Source organism: Gelidimonas denitrificans (assembly GCF_055694065.1).
Genome location: NZ_CM146350.1, coordinates 3379074 through 3392695, shown reverse-complemented (window position 1 = coordinate 3392695; position 13622 = coordinate 3379074). Strand labels below are relative to the sequence as shown.

Annotated in this window: 9 protein-coding genes; 3 read left to right on the top strand and 6 right to left on the bottom strand. The window is 59.8% G+C overall.

The genetic code is table 11. The annotated features are described in order from the left end of the window. Positions 1 to 25 precede the first annotated feature (25 nt). Positions 26 to 1069 (top strand): phosphate ABC transporter substrate-binding protein PstS, encoded by a 1044-nt coding sequence (pstS, locus tag FKCLFG_RS15740; RefSeq protein WP_472614007.1) that lies wholly within the window; start codon positions 26 to 28, stop codon positions 1067 to 1069. A gap of 92 nt (positions 1070 to 1161) precedes the next feature. Here pstS and FKCLFG_RS15735 read toward each other — a convergent pair whose 3' ends face one another. The 5 genes from FKCLFG_RS15735 to FKCLFG_RS15715 form a co-directional block, all read right to left on the bottom strand. Continuing rightward, positions 1162 to 1869, bottom strand: a complete 708-nt coding sequence (locus tag FKCLFG_RS15735) for a Crp/Fnr family transcriptional regulator (protein ID WP_472614006.1) — start codon at positions 1867 to 1869, stop codon at positions 1162 to 1164. A gap of 202 nt (positions 1870 to 2071) precedes the next feature. Then, positions 2072 to 2791 (bottom strand): general secretion pathway protein GspB, encoded by a 720-nt coding sequence (locus tag FKCLFG_RS15730; RefSeq protein ID WP_472614005.1) that lies wholly within the window; start codon positions 2789 to 2791, stop codon positions 2072 to 2074. Continuing rightward, entirely contained in the window at positions 2791 to 4461 is a 1671-nt protein-coding gene (locus FKCLFG_RS15725; RefSeq protein ID WP_472614004.1) for an ExeA family protein, read from the bottom strand. Before FKCLFG_RS15725 ends, FKCLFG_RS15730 begins: the two co-directional genes overlap by 1 nt. 195 nt (positions 4462 to 4656) lie before the next feature. Continuing rightward, entirely contained in the window at positions 4657 to 5829 is a 1173-nt protein-coding gene (locus FKCLFG_RS15720; RefSeq protein WP_472614003.1) for a PQQ-dependent sugar dehydrogenase, read from the bottom strand. A 98-nt stretch (positions 5830 to 5927) separates the two neighbouring features. Beyond that, positions 5928 to 6377 carry a CBS domain-containing protein gene (locus FKCLFG_RS15715; RefSeq protein ID WP_472614002.1) on the bottom strand — a complete coding sequence of 150 codons (450 nt, stop codon included), beginning with the start codon at positions 6375 to 6377 and terminating at the stop codon, positions 5928 to 5930. A gap of 122 nt (positions 6378 to 6499) precedes the next feature. Here FKCLFG_RS15715 and FKCLFG_RS15710 point away from each other — a divergent pair, with 122 nt between their 5' ends. Then, the gene (locus tag FKCLFG_RS15710) at positions 6500 to 7759 is read left to right on the top strand and encodes an MFS transporter (protein WP_472614001.1); all 1260 of its coding nucleotides are present in this window, start codon (positions 6500 to 6502) and stop codon (positions 7757 to 7759) included. 134 nt (positions 7760 to 7893) lie between these two features. Here the strand turns inward: FKCLFG_RS15710 and FKCLFG_RS15705 are convergent, their stop codons facing one another. Then, positions 7894 to 9282: an FAD-binding oxidoreductase gene (locus tag FKCLFG_RS15705; RefSeq protein ID WP_472614000.1), complete on the bottom strand. Its 1389-nt coding sequence runs from the start codon at positions 9280 to 9282 to the stop codon at positions 7894 to 7896. 488 nt (positions 9283 to 9770) lie between these two features. Here FKCLFG_RS15705 and metH point away from each other — a divergent pair, with 488 nt between their 5' ends. Next, entirely contained in the window at positions 9771 to 13583 is a 3813-nt protein-coding gene (gene metH, locus FKCLFG_RS15700) for a methionine synthase (RefSeq protein ID WP_472613999.1), read from the top strand. Positions 13584 to 13622: the final 39 nt, after the last annotated feature.

Sequence of the window (13622 nt, the reverse complement as noted above, 5' to 3'; positions counted from 1 at the left end):
GTTGCCCGATTGCACCCAAGCCTTTATGTCCATCAAAAACGCTGTATTTGCATTGCTTTTTCTGTGTGCTGCCGGTCGCGTGCTGGCTGGTGACATAACCGGCGCCGGATCGTCTGCCGCCAAACCGCTGTATGAAAAATGGGCAGAAATCTACCGGCAGCGCACCAGCGTCAAGATTGCCTATGCGCCGGTCGGCTCATCGAAGGGCTTGCTGCAGATCAGGCAACACGCGGTCGATTTTGGCGCCAGCGATGTGGCGCTGGCTGCGGCAGACCTGAAGAAAGACCGGCTGATCAGCTTTCCCAGTGCGATTTCCGGCGTGGTGCCGGTCGTCAATCTGGCCGGCATCAAACCCGGTGCGCTATTGCTCACAGGGGAAGTGCTGGCCGATATTTTTGCGCGCAAAATCACCCGCTGGGATGCCGCCGCGATAGCCGCCCTCAACCCCGGACTGCCGCTGCCCAACGCGGCTATCGTGGTCGTGGTGCGCCAGGACGGTTCCGGCACCACTTATAACTTCAGCGATTATCTGAGCAAGATGCAGATTAACTGGCGGGAAAAATTCGGTCGCGGTTTTACCATCGCCTGGCCGGCCGGCGTGGTGCCGGTCAAAGGCAGCAGCGCCGTGGCCGCTGGCGTCAAGCAAACCCACAACGCAATCGCTTATGTCGATTACAACTATGTGGTGCAAGAGAAACTGGCCTACGTCCGGCTCAGGAACCGGCAGGGCAACTTTGTCGCACCGAACGCGCAAAGTTTTGCTGCTGCGCTAAAAAACAGCAACTGGCTGCGCCGGGCCGCATTCGAAGAAATGCTGACCGACAAATCCGGGGCCGAGAGCTGGCCGATTACGATGGGCACTTTCATCATCCTTGCCCAGGTTGCCCAAAAACCTGAAAACGCCATCGCCACCCTGAAATTTTTCAATTGGGCGTTCATGCATGGCGACCACCTGGTGGCAGGCCTGGATTTTGTGCGCCTGCCGGACTTGGTGCAGGCCAAGATTTATGCGGAGATGCTGAAGGTGACCGATCAAAACGGCAAGCCGCTGCGCTGGTCGGAATTGTAAGCGGCGCGGGCGATTTCAAGCGTCGGATAAAAATTGCGGAAAATTAGGGGAAACTTCGCGGAAACTGCCTCAGGCCGGCGCATTCTTTGTCATTACGGCATTACCGCCGACATCCGCTCAAAATCGAGAATCTTGATGCGCCGGCCGGAAATCGCAATCATGCCTTCCGCAGAGAGGTCGTGAAACAGGCGCGACAGGGTTTCCGGCGTCAGGCTGAGGCGGGAAGCGATCAGCGATTTTTTGGCCACCAGTTCTATATCGTCGCTGGTTTCGCGCCGGCTTTGCCGCAGCAGGTATTCCGCCAGCCGCTGTTTGGCGCTTTGCGAATAAGCTTCGATATCGCGCACCAGACTGTAGAACTGGCGTCCGACGCAGGTCATCAGTTCGCGTGAAAAATCGAAATTCTGCGCCGCCACGCGCATGATCGCAGTGCGATCGATATGCAGCAGCATGGCGTCGGTGGTGGTCTTGACCAGCGCAATATGCGGGCGCTCCAGCAGCATCTCGCCCAAGCCGAAACAGGTGTTCTGACCCAGGATTTCGAGGATTTTTTCGGTGCCCTGTTTGGTATGCAGAACGATTTTGACCTGCCCGTAGACAATCCAGAATGCGCCATTGGCGGCGTCGCCGTGACTGACGATCGGCGTATTTGTCTTGGTTTGGGAGGATCGGGTGCCGGATACGATGTCGTCGAGTTGCTTCTCGTCCAGCATTCTGAACAAGCTGGTCTTGGCAATAATGCTTTTCAGGTTGATGAGACTGGTGCTGCCGTCATGGGTTTTGGATAACGCGGGTATCACAATTTCATCCTTTTTTCATCCTTGTGCATTGTGCGGTTTCAATGTTTAAGTGCATTAATGCGCCTATTTTTCGATGTAAACACCGCAAAAATTGCGCAAGATCATGGACGACGATACTAGCGATATGGTATTGCCGCATATATGATGTGGATCAATTTTTTGCGGATGCGCTCGATTGCCCATCCGTCGTATCCAACCTCAATCAATACGGCATCCGGTAACGGTATCCCTGGTAATTCAGCACTACTGCGCCGCGCAGCATTTTTTCCAGGATCAGGCCGGGCGCGACGGTATCGCCTTCGCGCAGTAACTGGTTGTTGATCAGCAGCGAGCGCTCGGCCTGGTTGCTGGAATAGATGTAGCCGCTGATGACCAGTGGCGGAATCTCCCTTTGGATTTGGGGCGGCAGTTCGCGCAGCGTCTGCAGTTCCGGCTCGGCCGCCTTGGCGGACGGCGTCGGAGCCGGTTTTTTTGCGGGCGGGGTGATGGCTACGGCCGGCCGTTGCTTGGGCAGCGACGCTGGCGCGCTGCTGGCTGCGGCCTTAGGCTTGCTGGCTTCCAGCGGCACGGCTTTGTGCGTGGCCTTGGGTGCCGGCGGCGCTGGCTGGGTTGGCGCAATGCGCACGGGCGGCGGCAGTGCCGGCGCAATCGATGCTGCCGGCGCAGCGGATTGCGCCGGTGTGACGGGCGCGACGGGCGCTGCTTGCGGCGGCACAGCGCCGCGCTGCCAGGGCCGAAACCAGGCCAGCGCGATCAGGATCATGACCAGCACCGCCAGCGCGCCCCAGCGCCATGCGCGCTGCCAAAGCGGCGCGCGGTCAACGGAGCTGGCGGCGAAAACCGCCGGCGCATGAATATTCGGCAGCGCACCCAGCGTGCGTTGCGCTTCAGCCTTTTTCAGGGCATCCAGAATGTATGACATTATTTTCCCGACTCCGCAGTGGCGACGCCAGCCTGATGCAGGCGCGGCTCATCGATGCCGGCGGCGCGATTGAGGTACATGAAGGTCATCGGGCCGACTATGCCGTCGGCGGCCAATTCATGGGCGCGCTGGAACTGCTGCACCTGGAGCTTCAGGGCCTGGTTGAATATCTGGCCGGCCGGCAGCGTTGATTGCGCCGATGGCGCCAGCTGGGCTGCGATCCAGTCGACCTCGGCGCCTTGCGTGCCCGGGCCAAAGACCATGCCGGCGATGTCGCGCGCGGTCGGGGTGCGCCAGAAAGTCACCATCTGGCCGCGAAATTGCGCCTCCAGCACCGCCAGCGGCACGGTTTTGCTGACGTTGCCTGTGCGTAAGGTGGCGCTGCCTGGTGTCAGCTCGGTCAGCAGCGCGTAATAGCTCGCCGTATTGTTTTGGTCCTGCAGGGTCAGGATCGCAGGGCGATCGAGTTGCGCCAATGCGGCCAATCCGACCCCGCCGGCGACATAACAGGCCACGCGCTGTTGCTGCGCGGCTTGGCAGGGTGGTCCTTCCGGCAATGTAAAACCCCACAACTGCGCCAGTTGCCGGTACGCGTCACGGCGATCCGGCGATCCGGCGTCAGCCTGCAGCGCCGCCGTTACGGGGGGCGGGGTGTGATTGATTTTGGCGGGCGCGGCCTGGACGGTCTTGCTTCGGCTATCACGTTTACTGTGCTCTTGCTGCAGATTCCAGCCCAATACCAGCGCGACGACAACGAGGGTGCCCGCCATCAGCCAGACCAGAGCCGGGCGGATGGCGGGGGCTACGGCTGCACCTGCTGCCGGCGCAAAATCGCCGAACACTTCACGCGCCGCCTGCCTGACTATCGCGCGATCGACGCTGTGTTTGTTTTCGGTATATGCGCCCAGCAGCGCGCGGTCGCACAGCAGATTGATGCGGCGCGGCACGCCTTGCGTGAGGCGATGAATCTGCTGCATCACCGGCGGCGGAAATACAGTGGCGTCAAGCATGCCGGCCACCGCCAGCCGATGCCGGATATAGCGCGCGGTTTCCGGCGCTGCCAGCGGCCCCAGATGGTAACGGGCAATCACGCGCTGGGCCAGTTGTTCCAGTTCTGGCCGAGCCAGCATGCCGCGCAGCTCGGGCTGGCCGATCAGGATGATCTGCAGCAACTTGCTTTGGTTGGTCTCCAGATTGGTCAGCAGCCGCAATTGTTCCAGTACGCCGGCCGACAGGCTTTGCGCTTCGTCGATGATCAGCACGTTGTGCCGGCCCTCGGCGTGGGCGGCCAGCAAGAAGGCATTCAACGCATCGACGTAATCCTTGACCGATGCGGCATCGACCCCGGCACCGTGTGGCAAGCCGATGCCGATGCCGACGCTGATGCCAAACTCGTCGCAAATCGATTGCAGCAACTCCGGCACCGTCAGCTTCGGATTGAAGATGTAGGCGACGTTGCAGTCGTCTGGAATCTGTTCCAGGAAGCAGCGGCACACCGTGGTCTTGCCGGCCCCGATTTCGCCGGTCAGCAAGACGAAGCCGCCGCCGCTGCCGACGCCATACAGCAAATGCGCCAGCGCTTCACGATGCTGCTCGCTCATGAACAAATAGTGCGGATCGGGGGCGATCGAAAACGGCGCTTGTTGCAAGTTGAAGAATTGGGTGTACATGGCAGTCAGTGAATGATCCAGCGCCAAGGCTAGCATAAAGGCATTCGAGCGCGTTCAGGGCTTCCGCGCATCATCGGATGAAGATATATTTATGCGGAGTATGGCTATAAACAATAGATTTTACGTAATATTATATTGGCACTCTAAAAATACAATGCATAGTATTTAATTCTTCCAGATGCGCTGAAGGCGGTGTTAGCGCTCCGGCCGCAAGCGCAGCAATTGACCTTGGCTTTCATCGGTCAATACATACAGCAAACCGTCCGGCCCTTCGCGCACGTCGCGGATGCGCAAGTCGAGGTCTTGCAGCAGCCGTTCTTCGCGCACCAGTTTGCCATCGCGCCATTCCTGGCGGGCCAGGTAATGGAACTTGAGCGAACCGATGAACAGGCTGCCTTGCCAGGCACGGCCGTAACGCGCGCTGCGCAGGAAGGCCATGCCGGAGGGCGCAATCGATGGCGTCCACTGATACAGCGGCGCTTCCATGCCGGGTTTGGCGCGCAAGCCTGCGCCGATTTTGCCGCCGCCATAGTTTTCGCCATAGGTGATCACGGGCCAGCCGTAATTCTTGCCGGCCTCGGGCCGGTTGATTTCATCGCCGCCTTGCGGGCCGTGTTCGTGGGTCCAGAGCCGCCCGTCGGGGCCTAGCGTGGCGCCCTGCACATTGCGATGGCCATAACTCCAGATTTCCGGCAGCGCAGCGCTTTTGCCGACAAACGGATTGTCCGGCGGCACGCTGCCGTCCTTGCGCAGCCGCACTATTTTGCCGTGGTGGTTGGTGAGCGTTTGCGCATCCTGCATGCGCGAAAAGCGCTCGCCCAGCGTCAAAAACAACGTGCCGTCGGTATTTTCAACGATACGGCAGCCGAAATGCGCATTGCTGCTGACCTTGGGGCGCTGGCTGAACAGCACGGTGACCTGCTCCAGCCGCCTGGCATCGGCCGACAAATGGGCCGATGCCAGCGCGGTGGAATTGCCCGCGCCGCCCGCGGCCGGCTGCGCATAGCAAAAATAAATGGTGCGGTTGCGCGCAAAATCGCTGTCGGCCACCACGTCCAGCAAACCGCCCTGGGCGACCGCATCGACCTCCGGCACGCCGGCAATCGGCGGCCCCAGCGCGCCGTCCGGTTGCATCAGCCGCAAGCGCCCGGGACGCTCGGTGACCAGCATGCGGCCGTCGCCGATGAAAGCCAGCGCCCACGGGTGTTCCAGATTCCGGGCCAAGACTTCAGTCTGCAACGCCGGGGTGGAAGCGGTGGTTTGGGCGCCGACCACAGTAATTTGGGCGCCGGCCACGGCGCACATTCCGGCCATGCCCGGCAAGACGACGCAACGGAAAAACCAACGCTGTCCACAAGATACGCGCATCGATCACCTCTTCATCCGGAACATGCAAAGGCGGGCAAGCGATTGGGCAGACTGCCGGCAACGCGCGGTTTAAGCATGACGGCCGTCAGTTGCCAGCCTTACTTTCTGGCCTGTTTTTCGATCGATTGCTGGCGCAGGCTGATGCGCGACAGTTCGCTCATCTCTTCGGCCAAAAATTGCATTAAGTCATCGACACTGACAATTCCGACCAGGTGGCCGTGGCTATTGATCACCGGCATCCGGCGCACACCCTTGAAACGCATCCGTTCTATGGTTTCATGCACATCGTCGTCTTCGCCGGCAGACAGCAGTTCCGCGCTCATGATGTCGCCCGCTTCGATGCTCTTGGCGTCCAGCCCTTCGGCAACAATAGAGACCACGATGTCGCGGTCGGTCAAAATACCGACCGGTAACAATTTTTCGTCCGCTGCATCGACCACGACCAGGTCGCCGACATGGTGCTGGCGCATCAGCAGCGCGGCTTCCAGCACACTCGCTTCGCGCTTGCAATGCACTGCCTCAAGCGTGGAAATTCCACCGATTCGCATATCAGTCTCCTCATCAGATGATGAAACACTAGCGTTTGTCGGGCCCGGCAATTTTGATTTTTCTCAAACAAGCGGGACTGGCGCAATAATGCTGCTTCGCCGTTAATCGTTGCCGAATCTCGATGACATCCTCCCTGCGCGCCGTTCCGATAATCCACCAGCCCGACCGCCAGTTGGTCCCGCTGGTTGCGCTGGGCTCCGCGCAGGTTCTGGCCTGGGCTTCATCGACTTACTTGCCGGCGATTGTGGGCACTGCCATCGCCGCCGAATTGCAGATTTCACGCGGCACCTTCTTCGCGGCATTTTCGCTGTCGCTGGTGGTGATGGCGCTGGTCGGGCCGATGATCGGGCGTCGGATTGACCGTGTCGGCGGGCGTCGCGTGCTGCTGTGTTCGAATCTGGCGCTGGCAAGCGGTTTGCTGATGCTGGCGTGCGCCAGCGGCGTTTTCAGCTTGTACGCGGCCTGGTGCGTGATCGGGGTCGGCATGGGTTTGGGCTTGTACGATGCGCTGTTTGCGACGCTGGTGCATCAATATGGCAAATCCGCCGGGCGCTTGATCGTCGGCGTCACGCTGATCGGCGGTTTTGCCAGCACCGTGGGCTGGCCGTTGTCGTCCTGGATGCTGGAACACTGGGGCTGGCGCTGGTGTTGCGCTGCGTGGGCGCTGCTGCAGCTGTGCGTCGCGCTGCCGCTGCATTACCGTTATGCCGGCAAGCGCCGCAGCGCGGAGGCAGCCTCAACTTCGACTCCAACGCCAACTTTAGCTTGCGGAGTAAAACCAGCGCCGCCCGAAATCACCGTGCAGCCGCAGCCACCAAGCCGGCGCGACGTGGCTTATCTGTGCCTGTTTTCCGGTGCGACTGCGTTTGTGACTTCGGCCATGGCGGTGCATTTGCCGACGCTGCTGTTGCTGAACGGCGCAAGCGCGGCGCAGGCGTTGTTCGCCGCCACGCTGCTGGGGCCGGCGCAAGTGGCGGCCCGTCTGGCCGAATACGGGCTGACCCAGCACGCCAAAATCCGTCCGCTCACCACCGCCCGCATCGCCACCGTCCTGCATCCGGCCGCATGCCTGGTGCTGGGCGGATTGGGCGGATTGGCCACTGTTCCGCTGGCGGGAGCCTGCTTTGCGCTGCTGCACGGAGCCGGCAACGGCATGATTTCGATTGCGCGCGGGGTGTTGCCGCTGGCGCTGTTCGGGCCGGTCGGCTACGGTGCGTTGACCGGCACACTGGCGCTTTTTGCCCGCACCATGCAAGCGGCCGCGCCGTTCGCCTTCGTGCTGATACTGGATGGCGGCGGGCTCAGGCCAGCATTGCTGCTGTCCGGCGGATTGTCGCTGGCGGCATTTTTTGCTTTGTGCAAATTACGCATGCGCAATTGAAAAAATACGGGAGTATGCCAAATAACCAAGCATTTTCCGAATAATTCAAATGCGTACATAAAAAATACAATGCGTAGTATATCTGCAGCGGAAAGCCAGGCGAGCCAGTCCGCTGCAGTGGAATGGCGTGTGCGCTAAATCGACGGCTTGATGTTCTGGTTTTGTTGGAACAGGTTGTGCGGATCGTACTGATTCTTCACCTGCACCAGCCGCTCGTAGTTGGGCCCGTAAGCCGCGCCGATCCGGCCGCTTTCATCCTGGGTCAGAAAATTCACGTACACGCCGCCGGTGGCAAAGGGAGTCGCCGCATCGAAAAATTCGCGCGCCCACGCAATGCACTTGGCGTCCTCGGCCGGATCGCTCCAGCGGGTGTGGACGTTCATCGCAAACAGCGCATCGCGGTGCGGATAGGCGGTGGCGTCGGGTGCCGGTCGGCTGGCTTGCCCGCCAACCAGGCCCATGAAAATTTCGCACTGCGGCGAAGGCAGCGTGCCGACATAGCGGATCACGGTATCGATCGCATCGTCGCTGAGTGCCGAAAAATTGTGCGATTTCCAGTAATTGCGCGCACCCGGCGTGAGCAGCGGGTCGAAGGTTTTTTGCCAGGCGCTGTATGGCTGGACCCCGATGTGTTCGCCGCAGGGCTGGCCGAAACTGCGCAGCGGTTCGATGGCGCGCTGGCCGTCTTCGATATCGCCGGCATACAACAGCGCGAACACCACGACTTCCGTGCCATGCACTTCCGGCGGCAGAAACGGTAGCGGCGGGGCCTTGCGCAGCACCGCCCAGACGCTCAATTCTTCCGGAATGGCGGCGACGAAATCGCGGTAGCGGGTCAGCACCTGTTTGGCCTGATCGAACGGGAACACCACCAGCCCGGCCAGCACTTCGGGTCCGACCGGATGCAGCGCGAACTCGAACAGCGTCACCACGCCGAAGTTGCCGCCGCCGCCGCGTATCGCCCAGAACAAGTCCGGATGTTTGGTGGCGCTGACCCACAAGCGCTTGCCGTCGGCGGTGACGATCTCGGCCGCGACCAGATTGTCGACCGTCATGCCGTGCTTGCGGGTGAGCCAGCCGAAGCCGCCGCCCAGCGTCAGGCCGGCCACGCCGGTGGTGGAATTGATGCCCAGCGGCGTGGCCAGCCCGAAGGCTTGCGCCTCATGATCGAAGTCACTCAGCGTGGCGCCGGCTTCCACATAACCGATGCGCGCCTCCGGATCGATCCAGGCCGATTTCATCAGCGACATGTCGAGCATCAGGCCGCCGTCGCAGACCGCGTTGCCGGCGATATTGTGGCCGCCGCCGCGCACCGCCAGCAGCAGATGGTGCTCGCGCGCGAAGTTGACCGACGCCATTACATCGGCCACACCGGCGCAACGCACGATGATGGCCGGCCGGCGGTCGATCATCGCGTTCCAGACTGCGCGGGCGGCATCGAAACCGGGCGCGTCCGGCAGCAGCAATGGCCCGCGCAAGGTCGCTCTGAAATCTTCAATAACACTCTCTTCGGTGCTGGTCATGACGTACCTCCACAGAATTGAACACGCTCAAAATCAAGGGCGCTGTCGCCGCAGCCATAGCGCAAGACCGTAACTCAGATGCCAGTATGGTGATGGTTTTTGCACTGCTTTTGATATTTATCAGCACTGCGTTTGCCGAATCGATATTGGTCTAGCCGGCCGGCAAGTTAAGCATGCATTCGGTGGCAGAGACATAACTTTCATGGTGCATATTGCTGCGTATCACCATACTTTGCGGGATGCAAAAAGCCGCCATATTTACCCTTGGCAACAATTCCTGTTTTGCTCCTGAAAAAAGAAAATACCTGATTTATCGTATAATTTCCGGAGACAATTAAGCGCCGATTTGAGAATCATCTTGCGGGCGCACGGAGTAGTGAAAACTACGCCACTACAAATACAGCTAAAGTGGAAAATGACCCGACCCGCTTTAAGGAGACCAAATGACTCCTGGCTAGTCGGGTTTTTTGCTTTTTGAGAATGAAACTATGACACGCACCGCCATCCCCAATATCTCCGCCACCGAAACCATCCTGCGCGATTTGCTCGCCAAACGCATCCTGATCCTGGACGGTGCGACCGGCACCATGATCCAGCAATACCAGCTGACCGAGCAGGATTATCGCGGCGGGCCGAACGGGCGTTTCGCCGATTTTGCAGCGCCGGCGTTGGCCGATGGCACGCCGAATCCGCGTGAATTGTTCGTCAAGGGCAACAACGAATTGCTGACGTTGACGCAGCCGCAGATCATTTCCGAAATCCATGAGCAGTATCTGGCCGCCGGCGCCGATCTGATCGAAACCAATACTTTCGGCGCGACCTCGGTGGCGCAAGACGATTACCACATGGCGCATCTGGCCTACGAGATGAACCTGCAGGCGGCCAAGCTGGCGCGTGCTGCTTGCGACAAGTATTCCAGTGCCGACAAGCCGCGCTTCGTCGCCGGCGCGCTGGGGCCGACGCCGAAAACCGCATCGATTTCGCCCGACGTCAACGATCCTTCGGTGCGCAATGTGACTTTCGATCAGCTGGTGGCCGCTTATCTGGAACAGACCCGTGCGCTGGTTGAAGGCGGCGCGGATGTGCTGCTGGTCGAAACCATTTTCGACACGCTCAATTGCAAGGCGGCGCTGTTCGCCATCGATACTTTTTTCGAAGAATCCGGCAAGAAATTGCCGATCATGATTTCGGGCACCGTGACCGATGCCTCGGGCCGTATTTTGTCGGGCCAGACCGTGCCGGCGTTCTGGAATTCGGTGCGCCACGCGAAGCCGCTGACGATAGGCTTGAACTGCGCGCTGGGCGCGGCGCTGATGCGTCCGTATGCGGAAGAGCTGTCGAAAATCGCCGATACCTTCGTCTGCATTTATCCGAACGCCGGCTTGCCCAACCCGATGAGCGACACCGGTTTTGACGAGCTGCCGGCCGACACTTCTTCGCTGCTGAAAGACTTCGCCGACAGCGGCTTCATCAACATCGCCGGCGGTTGTTGCGGCACCACGCCGGCCCACATCAAGGCGATTGCCGAAGTGCTCAAGGATATTTCGCCGCGTTTGATTCCAGAGTCGAACCATACGATGCGGCTGGCCGGGCTGGAGCCGTTCGTGATCGACGAGGATTCGCTGTTCGTCAACGTCGGCGAGCGCACCAACGTCACCGGTTCCAAAGCATTTGCACGGATGATTTTGAACGAGCAATTCGATGATGCGCTGGCGGTAGCGCGCCAGCAAGTCGAGAACGGCGCTCAGATCATCGACATCAACATGGATGAAGCGATGCTCGATTCGGTGGCCGCGATGACGCGCTTCCTGAACCTGATCGCGTCCGAGCCTGATATTGCGCGGGTGCCGATCATGATCGATTCCAGCAAATGGTCGGTGATCGAAGCCGGCTTGAAATGCGTGCAGGGCAAGGCGGTGGTGAACTCGATTTCGATGAAGGAAGGCGAAGAAGAATTCCTGCGCCAGGCCAAGTTGTGCCGTCGTTACGGCGCGGCGGCAATCGTGATGGCGTTCGATGAAAAAGGCCAGGCCGACACTTACGAGCGCAAGACCCAAATCTGCAAACGCGCCTACGATTTGCTGATTGAAAAGCTCGACTTTCCGCCGGAAGACATCATCTTTGACCCGAACATTTTCGCGATTGCGACCGGCATCGAAGAGCACAATAATTACGCGGTCGATTTCATCAACGCGACGCGCTGGATCAAGCAGAATCTGCCGCACGCGAAGATTTCCGGCGGGGTTTCAAACGTATCTTTCAGCTTCCGCGGCAACGATCCGGCGCGCGAAGCGATTCATACCGTTTTCCTGTATCACGCGATTCAGGCCGGCATGACGATGGGCATCGTCAACGCCGGCATGGTCGGCGTGTACGACAACATTCCCGCTGAATTGCGCGAGCGGGCCGAAGACGTGGTGCTGAACCGCCGTGAAGACGCGACCGAGCGCATGATCGAATGCGCCAGCAGCCTGAAAGCCGGCGACAAGAAAGAAGAAGCAACGCTGGAGTGGCGCAACGATACCGTGCAAAAACGCTTGTCGCACGCGTTGGTGAACGGCATCACGAACTGGATCGTCGAGGATACCGAAGAAGCGCGCCAGGAATTATTGGCTAACGGCGGCCGGCCGATCCATGTGATCGAAGGGCCGCTGATGGACGGCATGAATATCGTCGGCGATCTGTTCGGCCAGGGCAAGATGTTCCTGCCGCAAGTGGTCAAATCGGCGCGCGTGATGAAGCAGGCGGTGGCGCATCTGATCCCGTTCATCGAAGCCGAAAAACTGCTGGAAGAACAGCGCACCGGCATCGTCGCCAAGCCGAAAGGCAAGATCGTCATCGCCACCGTAAAAGGCGACGTACACGATATCGGCAAGAACATCGTGTCGGTGGTCTTGCAATGCAATAACTTCGAAGTCGTGAACATGGGCGTGATGGTGCCGTGCTCGGAAATCCTGGCGATGGCGAAGGCTGAAAGCGCCGACATCGTCGGCATTTCAGGCTTGATCACGCCGTCGCTGGAAGAGATGGCGCACATCGCCAAGGAAATGCAGCGCGACGCGCATTTCCGCACCTTGAAGATTCCGCTGATGGTCGGCGGCGCGACCACTTCGCGCGCCCATACCGCAGTCAAGATCGCCATCAATTACGAAGGGCCGGTGGTGTATGTGCCGGATGCTTCGCGCTCGGTAGCGGTGGCGCAATCGTTGCTGACGCCGGAAAGCCGCGATCAGTATTTGGCCGAGATTGCGACCGATTACGAGCGCATCCGGGTCCAGCACGCGAACAAGAAAGCGCTGCCGATTCTGACGCTGGCACAGGCCCGCGCCAACAAAATGCAAGTATCGTTCGAGGGCGATTGTGCGCCGGTGAAGCCGAAATTCATCGGCCGCCGCGTGTTCAAGAATGTCGATCTGGCGACGCTCGCGCAATACATCGACTGGGGTCCGTTCTTCCAGACCTGGGACCTGGCCGGGCCTTTCCCCTCCATCTTGCAGGATGAAGTAGTCGGCGAGATCGCCACCAAAGTATTTGCCGAAGGCCAGGCGCTGCTAAAACAGGTGATCGAAGGCCGCTGGTTGAGCGCCAACGGCGTGACAGCTCTGCTGCCGGCCAACAGCGTGAATGACGACGACATCGAAATTTACACCGACGAGACCCGCACCGAAGTTGCGTTCACTTATTACGGCCTGCGTCAGCAAGGCGTGAAGCCTGTGATCGAGGGCGAGGATGGCGAAAAAATCCAGCGGCCGAATCAATGCCTGGCCGATTTCATCGCGCCTAAATCGTCCGGCGTTAAAGATTACATCGGCATGTTTGCAGTCACCGCCGGTATCGGCATCGAGAAATACGAAAAGCGTTTTGAAGCGGCGCAGGACGATTATTCGTCGATCCTGCTGAAGTCGCTGGCCGACCGTTTGGCCGAAGCGCTGGCTGAACATTTGCACCAGCGCGTGCGCACCGACTTGTGGGGGTATGCGTCGCAGGAACGGCTGGACAAGCAAGAGCTGATCAAGGAAAGCTATAAAGGCATCCGCCCTGCGCCAGGTTATCCGGCCTGTCCTGAACATACGGTCAAGGCGGATATTTTCAAGCTGCTGCAATGCGACGAGATCGGCATGCAGCTGACTGAGTCATTCGCGATGTTTCCAGGAGCGGCGGTATCCGGTTTTTACTTCGCGCATCCGGAATCGAAATACTTCAGCGTCGGCAAGATCGGCAGCGATCAGCTGGGCGACATGGTGGCGCGGCGCGGCGCCAGCAAGGAAGATGTCGAGCGCTGGCTGGCGCCGAATTTGTAGAGGGATGTTTTTTTATGGTAGCGAATCTGTCGTAAATAT

Coding starts and splice junctions, on each gene's coding strand:
- pstS (WP_472614007.1), top strand. CDS start 26: ATGTCCATCAAAAACGCTGTATTTGCATTGCTTTTTCTGTGTGCTGCC.
- FKCLFG_RS15730 (WP_472614005.1), bottom strand. CDS start 2,791: ATGTCATACATTCTGGATGCCCTGAAAAAGGCTGAAGCGCAACGCACG.
- FKCLFG_RS15725 (WP_472614004.1), bottom strand. CDS start 4,461: ATGTACACCCAATTCTTCAACTTGCAACAAGCGCCGTTTTCGATCGCC.
- FKCLFG_RS15720 (WP_472614003.1), bottom strand. CDS start 5,829: ATGCGCGTATCTTGTGGACAGCGTTGGTTTTTCCGTTGCGTCGTCTTG.
- FKCLFG_RS15715 (WP_472614002.1), bottom strand. CDS start 6,377: ATGCGAATCGGTGGAATTTCCACGCTTGAGGCAGTGCATTGCAAGCGC.
- FKCLFG_RS15710 (WP_472614001.1), top strand. CDS start 6,500: ATGACATCCTCCCTGCGCGCCGTTCCGATAATCCACCAGCCCGACCGC.
- FKCLFG_RS15705 (WP_472614000.1), bottom strand. CDS start 9,282: ATGACCAGCACCGAAGAGAGTGTTATTGAAGATTTCAGAGCGACCTTG.
- metH (WP_472613999.1), top strand. CDS start 9,771: ATGACACGCACCGCCATCCCCAATATCTCCGCCACCGAAACCATCCTG.